Origin of the sequence: Rhizobium sp. F40D2 (assembly GCF_051810745.2) — a bacterium.
In the GTDB taxonomy this organism is placed as follows: Bacteria; Pseudomonadota; Alphaproteobacteria; order Rhizobiales; family Rhizobiaceae; genus Rhizobium.
The window spans coordinates 747009-762636 of sequence record NZ_JBPWQX020000002.1; the positions used below are offsets into that span (position 1 = coordinate 747009).

Annotated in this window: 13 protein-coding genes and 2 pseudogenes; 8 read left to right on the top strand and 7 right to left on the bottom strand. The window is 63.9% G+C overall.

Going from position 1 to position 15628, the window contains the following annotated elements; genetic code table 11:
• Position 1: 1 nt before the first annotated feature.
• The 5 genes from ACS4RS_RS28200 to ACS4RS_RS28220 form a co-directional block, all read right to left on the bottom strand.
• On the bottom strand, positions 2-772 hold the full coding sequence (locus tag ACS4RS_RS28200; protein WP_439012671.1) for an ATP-binding cassette domain-containing protein: 771 nt from the start codon (positions 770-772) through the stop codon (positions 2-4).
• Positions 773-781: 9 nt separating this feature from the next.
• Positions 782-1765: an ABC transporter substrate-binding protein gene (locus ACS4RS_RS28205; protein WP_449314060.1), complete on the bottom strand. Its 984-nt coding sequence runs from the start codon at positions 1763-1765 to the stop codon at positions 782-784.
• 40 nt (positions 1766-1805) lie between these two features.
• Entirely contained in the window at positions 1806-2657 is an 852-nt protein-coding gene (locus ACS4RS_RS28210) for an ABC transporter permease subunit (RefSeq protein WP_439012672.1), read from the bottom strand.
• Between the two features lie 10 nt (positions 2658-2667).
• On the bottom strand, positions 2668-4020 hold the full coding sequence (locus ACS4RS_RS28215; RefSeq protein WP_439012673.1) for an NtaA/DmoA family FMN-dependent monooxygenase: 1353 nt from the start codon (positions 4018-4020) through the stop codon (positions 2668-2670).
• A gap of 280 nt (positions 4021-4300) precedes the next feature.
• Positions 4301-5086 carry an IclR family transcriptional regulator domain-containing protein gene (locus ACS4RS_RS28220; protein ID WP_439012674.1) on the bottom strand — a complete coding sequence of 262 codons (786 nt, stop codon included), beginning with the start codon at positions 5084-5086 and terminating at the stop codon, positions 4301-4303.
• Between the two features lie 220 nt (positions 5087-5306).
• On the opposite strand from ACS4RS_RS28220, the gene ACS4RS_RS28225 reads away from it, so the two are divergent.
• The 8 genes and pseudogenes from ACS4RS_RS28225 (at position 5307) to ACS4RS_RS28260 (ending at position 13489) form a co-directional block, all read left to right on the top strand.
• A complete protein-coding gene (locus tag ACS4RS_RS28225) occupies positions 5307-6377 on the top strand; it encodes an ABC transporter substrate-binding protein (RefSeq protein WP_439012675.1) in 1071 nt (356 codons plus the stop codon).
• A 21-nt stretch (positions 6378-6398) separates the two neighbouring features.
• Positions 6399-7913 (top strand): ATP-binding cassette domain-containing protein, encoded by a 1515-nt coding sequence (locus tag ACS4RS_RS28230; RefSeq protein WP_439012676.1) that lies wholly within the window; start codon positions 6399-6401, stop codon positions 7911-7913.
• Positions 7910-8872, top strand: coding sequence for an ABC transporter permease subunit (locus ACS4RS_RS28235; protein WP_439012677.1), 963 nt, complete (start codon positions 7910-7912; stop codon positions 8870-8872). The genes ACS4RS_RS28230 and ACS4RS_RS28235 overlap by 4 nt, the downstream gene beginning before the upstream one ends.
• Positions 8869-9809, top strand: a pseudogene (locus ACS4RS_RS28240) (ABC transporter permease). The gene ACS4RS_RS28235 and the pseudogene ACS4RS_RS28240 overlap by 4 nt, the downstream one beginning before the upstream one ends.
• Positions 9806-10762, top strand: a complete 957-nt coding sequence (locus ACS4RS_RS28245; RefSeq protein ID WP_439012678.1) for an amidohydrolase family protein — start codon at positions 9806-9808, stop codon at positions 10760-10762. Before ACS4RS_RS28240 ends, ACS4RS_RS28245 begins: the two are co-directional and overlap by 4 nt.
• Positions 10755-12064: pseudogene (locus ACS4RS_RS28250) on the top strand (alanine racemase). The gene ACS4RS_RS28245 and the pseudogene ACS4RS_RS28250 overlap by 8 nt, the downstream one beginning before the upstream one ends.
• A gap of 35 nt (positions 12065-12099) precedes the next feature.
• Positions 12100-12444, top strand: coding sequence for a RidA family protein (locus tag ACS4RS_RS28255; protein WP_439012679.1), 345 nt, complete (start codon positions 12100-12102; stop codon positions 12442-12444).
• Positions 12445-12475: 31 nt separating this feature from the next.
• Positions 12476-13489 (top strand): succinylglutamate desuccinylase/aspartoacylase family protein, encoded by a 1014-nt coding sequence (locus ACS4RS_RS28260; protein WP_439012680.1) that lies wholly within the window; start codon positions 12476-12478, stop codon positions 13487-13489.
• A 98-nt stretch (positions 13490-13587) separates the two neighbouring features.
• On the opposite strand, the gene ACS4RS_RS28265 is transcribed toward ACS4RS_RS28260, so the two are convergent.
• Both ACS4RS_RS28265 and ACS4RS_RS28270 read right to left on the bottom strand, forming a co-directional pair.
• The gene (locus ACS4RS_RS28265) at positions 13588-14772 is read right to left on the bottom strand and encodes a hypothetical protein (RefSeq protein ID WP_439012681.1); all 1185 of its coding nucleotides are present in this window, start codon (positions 14770-14772) and stop codon (positions 13588-13590) included.
• Positions 14773-14864: 92 nt separating this feature from the next.
• Positions 14865-15539, bottom strand: coding sequence for a 4-carboxy-4-hydroxy-2-oxoadipate aldolase/oxaloacetate decarboxylase (locus tag ACS4RS_RS28270; protein WP_439012682.1), 675 nt, complete (start codon positions 15537-15539; stop codon positions 14865-14867).
• Positions 15540-15628 lie beyond the last annotated feature (89 nt).

The window sequence follows — 15628 nt, forward strand, 5'->3', positions numbered from 1 at the left end:
GTTAATGCAGCCCGAACAGGTTCAGCAGCTCTTCGCGATGCCTGACGAATTCCGGTGCGCTGCGGTCGCGCGGGCGCGGCAGATCGATGTCGATCAGGCGCAGTTCGGCTCCCTTTTCCCGCGGCAGGATCAGGATCCGGTCTGCGAGGTAGATCGCCTCCTCGAGATCGTGGGTGACCAGAATGGTCGTCACATCTTCATCGCGCCAGATCCGGGCGAGCTCCTGTTGCATTCCGATCTTGGTCATCGCGTCGAGCGCACCGAGCGGCTCATCGAGCAGCAGGATTTCCGGCTGGACGGCAAGCGCCCGGGCGATGCCGACGCGTTGCGCCATGCCGCCGGAGAGCTGGCGGGGATAGGCCGCCTCGAACTGCTGCAGGCCAACGAGCTTGACATAGTGGCGTGCCCGCCCCCTCGCCTGCTCGCGCGACAGGCCCCGCGTTTCCAGTCCGAAGGCGACATTGTCGAGCACATCGAGCCAGGGAAGAAGACGTGGCTCCTGGAAGATGACGGCGCGTTCCACGCCGACGCCGCGTATCGCCTTGCCGTCGACCAGCACTTCTCCGGCGTCGGATTCCTCAAGGCCGGCCAGAACCCTGAGCAGGGTCGTCTTGCCCGAGCCGCTGGCGCCGACGATGGCGAGGCTTTCGCCGGAGCGGATATGAAGATTGATCTCCTTGAGAACCTGCAGATGGCTGCCGTTCAGCGTGTAGGATTTTGAAAGGTGACGGATCGTCACCTCTCCGCGGCGAATGCCCTCAGCGACGCTCATCACGGCTCCTCAGTTGCTTGCCGGCTTGGCATCGGCGGCGAAGATGATGTCCTTGGCCGCCAGCTGACCTTGCTTCAGCTTTCCCTCGCGAACCAGGACGTCGATCCAGAACTGGATGTCGCGCTCGACCGGCAGGCCGCCGGCGCGCACGCCGTAGCCGCGGAAATACTGCGCGATATCCGGGTTCTCTCCGCGCTCGCTGAGCGCCTTGGCCAGGACCTTCTTGGTTTCCTCAGGATGTTCGCGGGCATAATCGAGGGCGCGGGCCGATTGCTCGACGAAGATCTTTACGGCTTCCGGATGCTGCTGAATAAAATCGCGACGCAGGACCACAAAGCCGCCGGCGATGTCGCCGAGCACGTCGGTATCGTCGAAGACCGCGCGCAGACCGCCGTTCTTGAGCGCCGCACCCTCGAAGGTCGTCTGCCAATAGCCGAAGGCGGCAATATCGACCTGCTTGGAGCGCAGCACCTGCTCGAGCTGCGGACCGGGCACGACGATCTGATTGGCGGCGTCGATCGGCAGGCCGACCGAATGCAGGGCTTCGCGGATCGTATAGTCGAGATGCGCGCCGAGCGTATTGACCGCGATGCTCTTGCCGGCAATGTCCTTGATGCTCTTGATCGGGCTGTCTTCCAGCACATAGAAGGTCGACTGCACTTCGTCATTGATGCCGTTCGACGGATAGGCGGCGACGAAATCATTGCCGCCGATGATCGAATTCAGCACCGCGGAGGTGGCCGCACTGCCGATCTCGACATCACCGGATGCCAGCGCGATCAGAGAGGCCGGGCCGCCTTGGGCATAGCCGACATTTTCGAACGTGATGCCGGTGTCCTTGAAATAGCCGAGCGCGTCTGCGAGCTCATGGGCGGCAAGGCCGCCCTGGCTTGCGAGGTAGCGCAGCTTCACCGTGTCGGCGGCGGCGGCCGGCGTCGCAAGACCGAGAGCGAGCACGGCCGGCAGGAGGAGATTGCGGGGGTGGAAGGTCATGGGGTGTCCCTTTCGGAAGAGGAAAATCGGTGGAAGCGGGTCAGGCGCTCGGCTGAGACCAGCGGCAGAGCCGGTGCTGCAGGAGAACCAGCAGGGCATTGGCGGCAAGCCCGAGAAAGGCGAGCAGCAGGATCGCCGCAAACATCAGCGGGATCTGGAAATTGTACTGGGCGTTCATGACCTGGAAGCCGATGCCCTTGTTGGCGCCGATCATCTCGGCGGCGATCAAAAGGAGCAGCGCGGTCGTCGCCGAGAGACGCAGGCCGACGAAGATTGCAGGGACGGACGCCGGCAGAATGACGCGGCGAAAGACGGTCAGAGGTCCCGCGCCATAGGTTCGCGCCATCTCGATAAGCTTCTGGTCCACCTCCTTGACGCCGCCGATCGTCGCGAGCAGCACCGGGAAAAGCGTCGCCCAGAAAATCACGAAGATCTTGGAGGTTTCCCCGAGGCCGAGCAGCAGGATGAAGATCGGGTAGAGCGCCAACGCCGAGGTTTGCCGGAAGAGCTGCAGGATCGGATCGAGCGCCTGCTCGACCGCACGAACCTGGCCCATGAACAGGCCAAGCGGAATGCCGATTACCACGGCAAAGGCAAAGGCGGTTCCGGCTCGCTGCAGGCTGATGGCGATGTCATCCAGCAGCGCGCCGTTGGCAAGGTTGGTCCAAAGAGCAGACAGGATCACGTTCAACGGCGGAAAGATGGCCGGATTGATCCAGCCTTCGGTGCTCGATACCTGCCAGAACGCGAGGAAGGCGAGAAGCAATCCATAGCGCGGCAAGAACGATGCGACCAGCCTGCGCAGATGGGAGCCGAGAGTGGAAGTCGTGCTTTCGCTGCTCTTCAGGCGGCCGAAGCTTCTCGGGAGGGTCTGGTTGACTTCATAGGCCATGGATTGCTCCTCACTCTGCTGCCTGGAGAGCTGCGCGTCCCGCGGCCCAGCGATTGGCGGGGAAAGGCAGGCCGAGGTTTTCCCGAAGCGTCCTGCCCTCATAGGCGGTGCGGAACAGGCCGCGGCGCTGCAGTTCCGGAATGACCAGATCGACGAAATCGTCGAGCGCCGTCGGCAGCCAGGGCGGCAGAATGTTGAAGCCGTCGGCCGCTTCGTTCTCGAACCAGGTCTGCAGCGTATCGGCGATCTGCTCGGCCGTGCCGACGATGGTGTAGTGACCGCGGGCCGATGCGATCCACTGATAGAGCTGGCGGATGGTGAAGTTGTTTTCGTCGGCGATCTGGCGGATGAGGGCCTGGCGGCTCTTCATGCCTTCCGTCGGCGGCGCCGGCGGAAGTGGCCCGTCGAGGTCGTAGCCATGAAGGTCGAGCGTGCCACCCGTCAGGCCGTTGAGGAGGCCGATCCCATCCTCTTCGACAATCAGCGACGTCAGGCGGTCGTATTTTTCGCGCGCCTCCGCTTCGGTCCTGCCGACGAAGGCGGAGACGCCGGGCATGACGAGGATATGATCGGGGTTGCGGCCGAGGCTGCGGGCGCGTGCCTTGATATCCCGGTAGAATTCCTGGGCAGTTTCTATGTGCTGATGGGCGGTGAAAATCACCTCCGCCGTTGCTGCGGCAAGCCCGCGCCCGTCGTCCGACTGCCCGGCCTGGACGATAACAGGATGGCCCTGAGGCGAGCGTGAGACGTTAAGCGGACCGCGCACGCTGAAATGCTCGCCACGGTGGTCGGTGTCGTGCAGCTTCGCCGGATCGAAGAACACGCCGGATTCCTTATCGCGGATGAACGCGTCGTCCTCGAAGCTTTCCCAGAGTTTGCGGACGACATCGACATGCTCGGCGGCGCGGCGATAGCGATCGGCATGTGGAAGCTGTGTATCACGGTTGAAGTTCTGTGCGGTGAGGTCGCCCGTGGTGGTGACTACATTCCAGCCGGCGCGGCCGTTCGAGATCAGGTCGAGCGAAGCGAATTTGCGGGCGGTGGTGTAGGGCTCCTCGTAGGTGGTCGACGAGGTCGCGATAAAACCGAGATGGGTGGTCAGAGACGCAAGTGCGGAGAACAATGTGACGGGTTCGAAGCCGGCGACGCGGGCATTACCGCCTTCGCGTGCGCCGCCAAAACCGACAGCAAGTCCATCGGCCAGGAAATAAGCATCGAAAAGGCCGCGCTCGGCTGTCAGAGCGAGTTGCTTGTGAAACTCGAAACTGGTGGCGCCATCGGCCGGCTGGTCCGGATGCCGCCACGAGGCGACATGCTGTCCGCCACCAGGAAGAAATGCTCCAAGCCTAATTTTCCGTGTCATTTCGCGTCCTCTCCGTTTGCCGTTGATCGCCTGGTCTTCTTCCAGGCCAAGCTATAGATCGGCTGTCAGGACGCTAAACTACGTTATCCATAAATTTTATAGAGAAACTGCATTTCATAATTTAGGAGGAAGCGTGAATAGTTTTGCGGGATTGGCTTGAATCTGGAAATCGGCGATCGCGGCGGCCAACAAGAGTATGTCTCGCTGCGATCTTAATGCTTTTCACGTCGGACAGGTCGGCGAGCGGTGTCCTGCTTCAGCGTGACAATGATTTGTGGCGTCAGCCTCGTTTGGGCCGGGCCGGGGCATGCTCCAGGCCGGCGGCGGCCTTCTTCAGACAGTCGAGATAGCGCTCCCGGTTTGCGATGCCGTCGTCGCGTGGAGTGACGAGGCAGAGCGTTGCGGCGGCGTGACCTTCCTCGCCGCGCACCGGCACGGCAAAACAATGGGTGAAGCTGTCGACGATGCTGTTGAAGGTGAAGAAGCCTTCCCGCTCGGCCTGGCGTACCTCGGCGATGAAGGTCTGAGGCTCCAGCCATTCACCGCCCGGCAGACGGAAATCCTGCGACGGAATGAAATTCAGGATGTCCTGATCCGACAGATGCGCGACGAGCAGGCGGCCCGACGCCGTCCACGGGATCGGCACCGACTGGCCGACATCCGTCGAAATGCGGAAGGGCCGAGCGCCTTCGCGCATGCGTACGACCGTATATCTGTTTCCATCCAGCATGCAGAACTGTGCCGTCTCCCGCGTCTCGTCGGCAAGCTGTTCCAGCGTTGCCTCGCATTCGCGGGTGAAATCGAAATGGTTCTCATAGGCGGCGCCGAGGAAATAGAGTTTGCGGCCGAGGTAGACGCGCCCCTCGCCGCCGGTGAATTCGAGAATGCCATTGCTCAGCAGCAGGTTGACGAGCTCGTACACCGACGAGCGCGGCGCGCCGATCTGGGCGGCGATTTCGTTCGGCTTCAAGGCCTGCCGTTTCTGGCGCAGGAAATCGAGGATCTCGAAGGCGCGGTCGAGCCCTCGGGCGCGCTTGCCGGCTGCTTCGTCCTGAACTGCATCCATCGCTATCGGTCCTCATTCTTTGCCCGGCCAAGCTTTTCAAGCCGTCTGCCGCATCTGTCAATCGACGCCGTCATTCAATCGCGAATGAAATTTTTCTCCCCCACTTGCGAGGTAGAAAAATCGGCATAAGATCGCCTCGTCCGGTATATAGATCACATGTACGATATATTGGACATAGATGGTAAGCCGTCAAGGCTGCCGCACAAAAAAGGGGATCGACATGAAGAATTCTGAAAACAGCATTTCCGCGTCACTGCGCCGCCGCCTTCTGGCGGGTGCCGCCGCCGCGGCAGCCCTCCTCGTCTTTTCCACCGGCACGGCTTCGGCCGCCGCCAATTGCATCAAGGGCGACAGGAAAGCGCCCTATACGATCGGCTGGGCGAACATCTATTCGGTGCCGACCTGGATGAAGCAGACCGAAGGCACGATCACGGCCGAGGTGGAAGAGCTGAAGAAAGCGGGTCTTGTGAAGGACCTGATGATTACCGACGCGCAGGGCAATGCCCAGACGCAGATCCAGCATATTCAGTCGATGATCGACGCCAATGTCGACGCCATCGTCGTCATTGCCGGCTCCTCCAACGCCCTCGATCGCGTCATTTCGGATGCCTGCGACAAGGGCATCGCCGTCGTCAATTTCGACAGCCTGGTCAACACCGACAAGGTGACGGCGAAGATCAATACCGATTCCAACGAATGGGGCGCGACCGCTGCCAAGTGGATGGTCAGCCAGCTCGGCGGCAAGGGCAAGATCATCATCATGAACGGCCCGGCCGGCATTTCGGTGAGCGATGATCGCCGCAAGGGCGCCCAGCCGGTCCTCGATGCCAATCCGGGTCTTAAGGTGATCACCGAGACGAACACGGAATATAACGTCGCACCCGCGCAGGAAGCGATGACCAGCCTCCTCTTCGCCAATCCGGAAATCGACGGCGTGCTGTCGCTCGGCGGCGCGCTGTCTGCGGGTTCCGTCCTCGCCTTCGAGCGCCAGGGCCGCGACCAGGTGCCGACGACCGGCGAAAACGCCCGGCAATTCCTGGAACTCTGGAAGGAGAAAGGCCTGAAGGGCTGGGCGACCATGCAGCCGAACTGGCTCGGTGCGCTTTCCGTCTATACCGCCGTGCAGGCGCTGCAAGGCAAGGACGTGCCCGCTTTCGTCAAGGTGCCGCTGCCCGTCATCGACGACAGCACCATCGGCAGCTATCTCGCCCGTGCCGACAAGTTCCCGGCCGACGGCTATATCTACTCGGATTACGACCAGGCGCTCTTCGACAAGCTGCTGGCCAAGTAATCCCTAGCTGAGGATACCGTCATGACGGAAGAAAGGCCCCTGCTGCAAGCCCGGCAGGTGTTCAAGGGATTTTTCGGCAATCCCGTTTTGAAGGGCGTCGATATCGCCCTTCTGCCGGGCAGGGTTCACGCCCTGCTCGGCGAAAACGGCGCCGGCAAGTCGACGTTGATCAATCTCCTGTCCGGTGCCCTTCAGCCGGATAGCGGCTCCATCCTCGTCGACGACAGGCCCGTCGGGCGTTTCAGCCCGGCGGCGGCGCGCGCGGCCGGCATCGCCGTGGTTCAACAGGAGCTGAGCCTGACGGCCAGCCTGTCGATTGCCGAAAACATCGGGACCGGCGCCTTTCCGCGCCGGTTCGGCCTCATCGACTATCGAGCGCTGCATCGCGGCGTGCGAGAGGTCTGCGACATGGTCGGGCTCACCGAACCGCTCGACATGCCGGTCGCCGATCTCGCGCTCGGTCGCCGTCAGATGGTGGAGATCGCCAAGGCGCTGTTCCGCAATCCGCGTGTGCTCATTCTGGACGAACCGACCTCGTCGCTCTCCGCCCACGAAGCCGGCATCCTTGCCCGGCTGATCGAGGCGCTCAAGGGCCGCGGCACCGCACTTCTTTATATTTCCCACCGCCTCAACGAGGTGCAGGCGCTCTGCTCGCATGTCACGGTGCTGAAGGATGGCGGCGTCACGGCCGACCAGTCGCTCTCCGGCATCGATGGCGAGGGGCTGGTCCGCCTGATGGTCGGCCGCGAGACCGGCGACCTGTTCCCGCCGCGCCCAACCGCCAGGCCCGGCGTGATGCGCATCAGCGTCGAAGATTTTTCCGCCGGCATGGTGCGCCATATCGGCTTCTCCGCCCGCGCCGGCGAGATCGTCGGCATCGGCGGGCTGGTGGGGCAAGGCCAGGAAGACCTGCTGCTCGGCCTCTACGGCGCGATTGCCGCGTCTGCCGCTCAGGCCGAGGTCTCGGGAAAACCCGGCCTGCCCGCAGATGTCGGGGCGGCGAATGCGGCGGGCATCGTCTATGTGCCGGCCGACCGCAAACATGAGGGACTGGTGCTGCCCCACTCCATCGCTTCCAATCTGATCCTGCCCTCGCTCGGACGGCTTGCCCGCAAGGGATTGCGCGAGCTGACGGCGGAAAGCAGCCTGGTCGCCGATCTCGCGCGTCGCCTGACGATCAAGGGCGATACGGCCCGCCCGGTGCAGGCGCTTTCCGGCGGCAACCAGCAGAAGGTGGCGCTGGCTAAATGGCTGCCGCTCGATCCGTCCATTCTGCTCCTCAACGATCCGACGCGCGGCGTCGACATCGAAACCAAGCGTGAGATTTACCTGATGCTGCGCGCCTTCGCCGCCGAGGGACGGCTCGTCGTTCTCGCCAGTTCCGATACGCCGGAACTCGTGCATCTCTGCGACCGCGTCGTGGTTCTGCGCGAGGGGCGCATCGCGGCAACACTGTCGCAGGATACGATCAGCGAAGGCGCGATCGTCGGCGCGGCCATGGGTATTGCGGCCGCGACGCAGGGAGAGGCGGCATGAGCACGATTTCATCATCCCGGCTCTACGGCTCGATCCAGCTCCGCCGCAACCGAGGCCTCGCCGGCCTATATCTCGTCGTCGCCGCCTTTCTCATCCTCTATGCGGTGCTCTTTCCCGGCATTCTTTCGATCGGCGGCTTTTCCAAGTTCACGCAGAACTGGTTCCCGCTCGCGCTCGTCACCATGGCGCAGGCGCTGCTCATGCTGAACGGCGGCATCACGCTGGCGATCGGCCCGCTCGTCAGCCTCGGCGCCGTGATCGCGGCGACGACGATGCAAGGGGTGCTCGGCGTGCCGGGCGGCATTCTGGCTGTCGCGCTCGCCGGCCTTTTGATCGGCGCCGTCATCGGCGCCATCGTGACGCATCTGAGATTGCCGGCGATCATCGTCACGCTGGCCGGCTCCTTCATCATCAGCGGCGTCGCGCTCATTCTGCTGCCGCGGCCGGGCGGATTCATTCCCGATTGGCTGTCGACGGCGCTTGCCGGCCACACGCCCGTCGCCTTCCTGCTGCTTCTCGTCATCCTGGCGCTCTGGAAAGCCTTTCTCGCAACGCCGCTCGGCCTCGGCATCTATGCGGCCGGCGACAACCCGGTCGGCGCATTCCGCTCCGGTGTTCCGGTCGAACGGGTGAAGGTTGCAGCCTTCGCGCTCTCCGGTCTGCTTGCGGCGCTGACCGGCCTTTTCGTCGCGGCGCTGACCGGCTCGGGCGATCCTGTGATCGGCACACCCTTCACGCTGAACTCGATCGCTGCGGCCGTGCTCGGCGGCGTCGGTTTCCTCGGCGGCAAGGGCACGATGCGCGGCGCGATCTGCGGCAGCCTGCTGCTCTCGGTGATGATCAACGTGATGTTCTTCCTCGGCTTCCCGCCGGTCGCGCAATACGTCGCTCAAGGATTGATCATTGTCGGCGCGGTCGCCGTTCCGGAACTTCTCAAGGGTTGGAGGGCAAGGCGATGAACATCATCCGATCCGCGTTCCGCAATCCGCCGCTCCTGACCTTTCTTCTGGTCGCGCTCGTCTGGATCGTCGCAGGCTTCACGCTGCGCGGGTTCGGCGCCTACGGCCATCTGCGCTACCTGCTCGAACTCGCCGCGGTGATCGGCATCGTCGCTGCAGGGCAGACACTCGTCATCCTGATGGGCGGCATCGATCTTTCCGTCGGTGCTGTCATCACCGTCACGGCAATCCTGCTGCCGCTGATTTCGCCCGCCTGGGATCCGACCGGCCTTGCCGGCATCGCGGCAGCCCTTGCCATCGCCACCAGCATCGGCTTGATGAATGGCGCGGGTGCTGCCTATCTTCGCGTGCCGCCGATCATCATGACACTTGCCATGGCGACCTTCCTGCAGGGGCTGCTCGTCATCGTCGCCGGTGGCAGCGCCGTCACCGTCAGCAATCCGGCCGTCATCCTGCTCGGGCAGGCGCGGCCGTTCGGCATTCCCTCGGGCATTCTGCTATGGCTCGCCGTCTCGATCGTCGTTTGCTGCTGATCCACCGCATGCCGATCGGCGCTCGCTTTCTGGCGCTCGGGGCAAACCCGCTCGCCGCCCGGCTTTCCGGCGTCAGCGTCACCCGCAATACGCTGGTCGTCCATACCCTGTCCGGCTTCTTCGCCGGGTTTGCGGGCATTCTGGTGCTGGGCATGAACCGGCAGGGTTATGTCGGCATCGGCGATCCCTATCTGTTGACCTCGATCGCCGCCGTCGTGCTCGGCGGCACCTCCATCCTTGGCGGCCGCGGCACCTATGCTGGCACCATCCCGGGGGCGATCCTACTCGTCACCACGACGGCGCTGATCACCGTCGTCAACGCCTCGCCCGGCTGGCGGTCGATCATGTTCGGCACGCTGATCCTCGCCCTCCTGCTCGTTTCGGGCCGCGAGGCGCGCAGATGACCGAGCGCTACAACGGGCCGGTGATCGACCCGCATCACCATCTCTGGGATCTCAGCCTGCAACGCCATCCCTGGCTTCAAAAGGCGCGGGCTACCGGCGGGGAGATGGTGTTCGGCAGCCTCGCGCCGATCCTGCGCGATTACGGCATCGACGATTATCGCGCCGATGCCGCGCGCCAGAACGTCGTTGCGACGGTGCATGTGGAGGCCGGCTGGTCGGTTGCCTACCCGGTGGAAGAGAGCCGCTGGCTGGAGGGTCTCGACCGCAGCTCCGGGGTGGCGCATCGTTATATCGCGCGTGTTCCCCTCGATGGGCCGGATGCCCCGCGCCTGCTCGAGGCGGAGGCGGAAAACCGCAACGTCGTCGGCATCCGCGATATTTTAAGCTGGCATCCCGATGCGGCGAAGCGTTTTGCGCCGCGCCCGGATTGCATGGGCGATCCCGCCTGGCGCGTGGGGCTTGCCCATGCCACGCGGCTCGGGCTGGTCTTCGACCTGATGCTCTATCCCTGGCAGATGGCCGAGGCGCTCGATCTCGTGCAGGCCTTTCCCGAAACGCTTTTCGTGCTCAACCACGGCGGCAGCCCCGTCGACCGGACGGAGGACGGCATGGCGCTCTGGCATCGCGGCCTGCGGGCGCTCGGCGGCGCGCCCAACGTGCGCGTGAAGATTTCCGACCTTGTCGCCTATGACCATGGATGGACGCTCGAAAGCCTGCGGCCGGTGATCGAACATTGCCTCGATTGTTTCGGCCCTGAACGTGCGATGTTTGCGAGCGACTTCCCGGTCGCCGGCCTGCACGCTTCTTTCGACGAGGTGTATCGGGTTTTCCGTATGGTTGCCGCCGAGCTCTCTCTCGACGAGCAGCGCGCTTTGTTCTTTGCCACTGCCAACGACACCTATCGCCTCGGTTTGGCCGATCCGGCCGAGATCGCCAGAGGCCGCCATGTCTGATCTTCATAGCGCGACGGAAAACGTCCTGATCGACGAGCGGGTGCGCGGCTTTCCGCCGGGCCATCCGCCGCTGCCGCTTGCGGTAGTGGGAATGCAGGGGTGGAAGCCCTATGACGGCAGCATGGCGCTGCCGCTGATGTCGCTCGACCGGCAGGCCTTCGCCGGGAATGTCGAACTGATGATGGCTTATGTGAAAAGCCATGGCGCCGAAATCGCGCCGCATGCCAAGACCCCGATGTCGACGGCGCTGGCAGAGGCGCTTCTGGCGGCGGGCGCCTGGGGCACGACCGTTGCCGACATCCGCCAGGCCGCCGTTCTGCTGAAGGCGGGGCAGCGCCGGCTGATCCTTGCCAACGAAATCGGCGGGGCCGCCGCCGCCCGCCGGCTTGCGGCGCTCGTCAGCCATTATCCGGATGCGGAGTTCCATGTCTTCGTGGATTCGACGGCGCTCGTCGATGCGCTTCGCTCCGCATGGCAGGAGCGTGCGGATCTGCCGCCTCTCGGCCTGATGGTGGAATTCGGCGCCGGCCGCGCCGGTCTCCGCAGCGCCGAAGCCGCGGCGGCAATTCTCGACGCGATCCTGGCAGTGGAGACGCCGGCCTTCCGGCTGACCGGCATCGCCGCCTATGAGGGTGCGGCCGCCACCGCCGATGCGGAAGAGACGATGCTTCGCATCGACGCGCTGATGGCGATGACCGCCGATTTCCTGCCGAAGATCCGCGCCCGCATCGGCAGGGAACGGCCGCTCCTCGTTACATCAGGCGGTTCGGTGTTTTTCGACATCGTGGTGGCGCGGCTCTCAGCTGCCGTCGCCGCCGATCCAGCCTGCCGGCTCGTGCTGCGCAGCGGCGCGATCTTCTTTATGATCACGGCATCTATGAGCGCGGCCTTGCCGGCCTCGATGCGCGCGGCGGCTTGCGCATCGGCGATAAGACGGTTTCGGCGACGGCCGGTTTCCACCCGGCGCTGAGGGCCTGGGCCGAGGTTCTCTCCCGGCCGGAGCCAAGGCTTGCGATCGCAGGCCTGGGCATGCGCGACGTGGCGATGGACCAGGGCCTGCCGCGGCCCTTGGCGCTCTATCGCAATGGCGCGTATCTCACCGATCTCGAAACCGCCGACGTTTTCCGCCTCAACGATCAGCACGCCTTTCTAAGACTTGCCGATGGCAGCGACGTCTCGGTCGGCGACGTCATCGAGTTCGGCATCTCGCATCCCTGCACCTGCCTCGACCGGCATGCGATCCTCTATGGCCTCGACCCGGATCATTCGGTGACGGCGGCCTATCTGACCAGCTTCGGCTGAATTTTCCCTTCAAGAGCGAGAAAAGGAAAACCTGCATGATCCAGCGTTACCAGAAGGGTTCGCGCATGAGCCAGGCCGTCAGCTATGGCGGTCTCGTCTATATTGCCGGCCAGGTCGCGGAAAACCGCAAGGCGGATATCGAGGAGCAGACCCGCGACGTGCTCGGCAAGATCGACGCCCTTTTGAAGGAAGCCGGAACCGATCGCTCGCGCCTCATCGCCGTCAACGTCTTCCTGCCGGCGATCGTCGATTTCGAGGCGATGAACGGCGTCTATGACAGCTGGATCGATATCGAAAACCCGCCGGCCCGCGCCTGCACCGAAGCCCGCCTTGCCGACCCGGACCTGCGCGTCGAAATGACCGCGGTCGCGGCGCTGTAACCGCGCGGCCACCGCCCGCACTGGAGAGATCATGCATAGCGGCCTCGTCAATCCGATCGATTTTTCGCGCCAGGGCCGGCAGACCGGCCATCTCGCCATCCCCTATTCGATCGACCGTTCGCCCTACTATCAGATCCGCATTCCGATCCTTCGCCTCAGAAATGGTGACGGGCCGTCCTTGCTGATGATGGCCGGCAATCATGGCGACGAATACGAGGGCGAACTGCAGCTCGGTCGGTTGATGCGCCTGCTCGATATAACTGAGATCCGCGGCGCCGTCACCATTTTGCCGATGGCGAACCTGCCGGCGGTGATGGCGGCCAAGCGCTGCTCGCCCTTCGACGGCGGCAACCTCAACCGGGCCTTTCCCGGCGATCCCATGGGGTCGCCGACGGCGCGCCTGGCGCATTTCCTCGAATACGAGCTCCTTCCGCGCCATGACGTCATGCTCGACCTGCATTCGGGCGGCACGTCGATGGCGCATCTGCCCTGCACGCTGATCGAGCGGCAGGCCCATGCCGCCCGCTTCGAGCGGTCGGTCTTGCTGATGCGGGCGATGGGCGCGTCGCATGCCTTCATCGCCGACAATGGCCCCGCGGCGCCGACATCGATGGGGGCTGCGGCAAGGGCCGGCATCATCGGTCTTTCCGGCGAGTTCGGCGGCGGCGGAACCGTGACGCCCGCGACGATGGCCTTCACGGCGGCGGCGATCGACCGGCTGCTTGTGACGCTCGGCATCGTCGGGCGTCCGGTCCTCTCCCGCGCACCGCTGCCTGAGCCGGGGCCGTTGCAGCTTCTCTCGCTCTCCCGGCACAGCCAGGGCATCTATGCCACCCGTAGAGGCTGGTTCGAGCCGGCCGCACCCCTGGGTGCCGCCGTTTCGGCCGGCGATCTCGCCGGGTGGTATCACGATCTGGAACGGCTGGAGCAGCCGGAGGAAGAGCTGCGCTTTGCCGAGGACGGCATCGTCATTTCCCACCGGCTGCATTGCGACAGCCAGGCCGGGGACTGCCTGATCCAGGTCGCCGAACCGATTGCTGCTTAGAGCGGTTCAGCTTTTCACGGAAGCGCAGAACCGCTCTAAGCTTTTGTTTTAACGCAATTCCGGACGGAAAACCGCTTCGCACTTTTCCTGGAATTGCTCTAGATGATGACGCCGACCGCCGCCTTGACCCAGTCGAGACGCTTAGCCGGGATGAGGCCGTAATTGTAGAAGTTCACGCCATCGGCGCCGGCATCGACGGCGGCCTTGGCGCGGGCCGCCAGCACTGCGGCTTCACCGACCTCGGGATAGAAGACGCGCAGGCCGATGCCGAGCAATTTTTCCGATCCGAGTGCCGCCCGGCCGGCGCGGATGACATCGCCGATGGCATTGGGCTCCATGTCGTAGCAGCAGAGGATCGCCCCGTCGCAGAGCGCACCGACGGCCGAGAGATCGACGCCGCCGAGCCAGCCGTCCTTCAAATCGATGAGCACGATGCGGGTCGCCGGATCGGCCGCCGCCTCGATCTCGCCGATCAGGCTGGTCACCGGTTCGCTGCGCCAGGCGAGATAGGCATAGAGATCGGGATGGTCGCGGAAGGCATCGATGCCGGCTGCCGGGAAATCCGAGAACTGTCGTTCCGGCACGGCCCGTTCGCAGAGTTCCGCAATGAAGCGCGCCACCGTCCGGCGCGCACCTTCGACCGGCACGCCGGCCTTTGCGGCGCGCGCCGTGCAATGGTCGCAGAAGCAGAGCGACAGGAGGAAATCGTCTTCGGGGTTAAGGCCGACGCCGTCTTTCTCGTGATGATATTCATGCGCGAAGCCCATGAAGTTCGGGCTTTCGAGTTCCACCATGTCGGGCCGATAGTTCGTGGTGATGTCGCGGACAAGGGTGACGGCATAGGCGCGCGCCGCCGGGCTGGAGGGGCAGAGATTGTAATAGTTGGGATTGCCGAAGGCGTTGCGCGTCACATGATCGGGATACAGCATGCCGAGGCGGGTATTGTGGAGGCAGACCGTCCAGCAGGAAACCTTGAGCCCCGTCGCCTCCCGCGCCTGGATCAGCGCTTCCAGCATGTCGCCGCGCTCGGTCACATTTCGGGCCATCAGCGGCCGAATCAGCTTGTCCCGCCACAGGCTTTCATCCGGCTTGAAATAGACCGTCCCGTCTTCGGGAAAATAGGCCTTCTGCTGCGGACTGCGCGGCTGGAGAAAGCGGCCGGCATGATAGGAGGTTGCCAGGCTGACCGTCGTGAGGCCGGCGCGACCGCGCAGCTCGGCGGCAAAGGTATCGAGCCCCTGATCCTGGATATCCCAAGGGTAAGTCCACATGGAAAGATGCATGGCGCGCTCCCGTCAAATCTGTCCACTTTATAGAACATGTGTCCATAATAGTGTCCAGGCCGATCTTGGAGCGCGTGCCTTTGCTTCCTCCGTCAAATGTCGACGACAAGACCCTTGGCTTTCAGCACCGGCGCCAGATTGCTGACCTCGATGATCGATTTCCCTGCCTTGTAGGCGGCGATATAGCCGGCTTCGGCATCTTCGCGGGCCTGCGAAAGTCTGGCTGCTTCCTGCGCTTCCTCCCTGCGCACGACCACCAGGCCGTCGGCATCGCCGACGATGATGTCGCCTGGATTGATGGTTTCGCCGCCGACGATGATCGGGTCGTTCACCGCCGCAATGGTCTCCTTCACCGTGCCCTTGATGCAGACGCTGAGCGAGAAGACAGGGAAACCGAGTTCTCTAAGCTGCAGCGTGTCGCGCACGCCGGTGTCGGTGACGAGGCCGCCGATGCCCTTGGCAACGCAGGCATTGGCGAGCACATCGCCGAAGGACCCCGCCTCCTCGTACTCGCCCGCCGAGACGACGATGATATCGCCGGGCTTTGCATAGTTGATGGCGAGCTGCAGCATGATGTTGTCGCGCGGCGCGCATTTGACCGTAAAGGCCGGACCGCACAGTTTCATCCGGTAGTCGACGGGCTTGAGGCGGGAGGAAAGCGCGCCTCGGCGGCCCTGAGCCTCGTGGATCGTCGCCGGGGAAAATTTGGAAACGGCGTCGATATCGGCTTTATCAGGCCGTTCGGGGATATCTTTTATATGGATCATGGATGCCTCACATCGTTGGTCGACGGCGGGCATGTCCCGCCGTCTGATTTCGTTGGAAATCGTCACTTGAGGACGTCGAGGCCGGCTGG

Excerpts from the sequence above, each read along its gene's own strand:
- ACS4RS_RS28200 (WP_439012671.1), bottom strand. The coding sequence starts at position 772 with ATGAGCGTCGCTGAGGGCATTCGCCGCGGAGAGGTGACGATCCGTCAC.
- ACS4RS_RS28205 (WP_449314060.1), bottom strand. The coding sequence starts at position 1,765 with ATGACCTTCCACCCCCGCAATCTCCTCCTGCCGGCCGTGCTCGCTCTC.
- ACS4RS_RS28210 (WP_439012672.1), bottom strand. The coding sequence starts at position 2,657 with ATGGCCTATGAAGTCAACCAGACCCTCCCGAGAAGCTTCGGCCGCCTG.
- ACS4RS_RS28215 (WP_439012673.1), bottom strand. The coding sequence starts at position 4,020 with ATGACACGGAAAATTAGGCTTGGAGCATTTCTTCCTGGTGGCGGACAG.
- ACS4RS_RS28220 (WP_439012674.1), bottom strand. The coding sequence starts at position 5,086 with ATGGATGCAGTTCAGGACGAAGCAGCCGGCAAGCGCGCCCGAGGGCTC.
- ACS4RS_RS28225 (WP_439012675.1), top strand. The coding sequence starts at position 5,307 with ATGAAGAATTCTGAAAACAGCATTTCCGCGTCACTGCGCCGCCGCCTT.
- ACS4RS_RS28230 (WP_439012676.1), top strand. The coding sequence starts at position 6,399 with ATGACGGAAGAAAGGCCCCTGCTGCAAGCCCGGCAGGTGTTCAAGGGA.
- ACS4RS_RS28235 (WP_439012677.1), top strand. The coding sequence starts at position 7,910 with ATGAGCACGATTTCATCATCCCGGCTCTACGGCTCGATCCAGCTCCGC.
- ACS4RS_RS28245 (WP_439012678.1), top strand. The coding sequence starts at position 9,806 with ATGACCGAGCGCTACAACGGGCCGGTGATCGACCCGCATCACCATCTC.
- ACS4RS_RS28255 (WP_439012679.1), top strand. The coding sequence starts at position 12,100 with ATGATCCAGCGTTACCAGAAGGGTTCGCGCATGAGCCAGGCCGTCAGC.
- ACS4RS_RS28260 (WP_439012680.1), top strand. The coding sequence starts at position 12,476 with ATGCATAGCGGCCTCGTCAATCCGATCGATTTTTCGCGCCAGGGCCGG.
- ACS4RS_RS28265 (WP_439012681.1), bottom strand. The coding sequence starts at position 14,772 with ATGCATCTTTCCATGTGGACTTACCCTTGGGATATCCAGGATCAGGGG.
- ACS4RS_RS28270 (WP_439012682.1), bottom strand. The coding sequence starts at position 15,539 with ATGATCCATATAAAAGATATCCCCGAACGGCCTGATAAAGCCGATATC.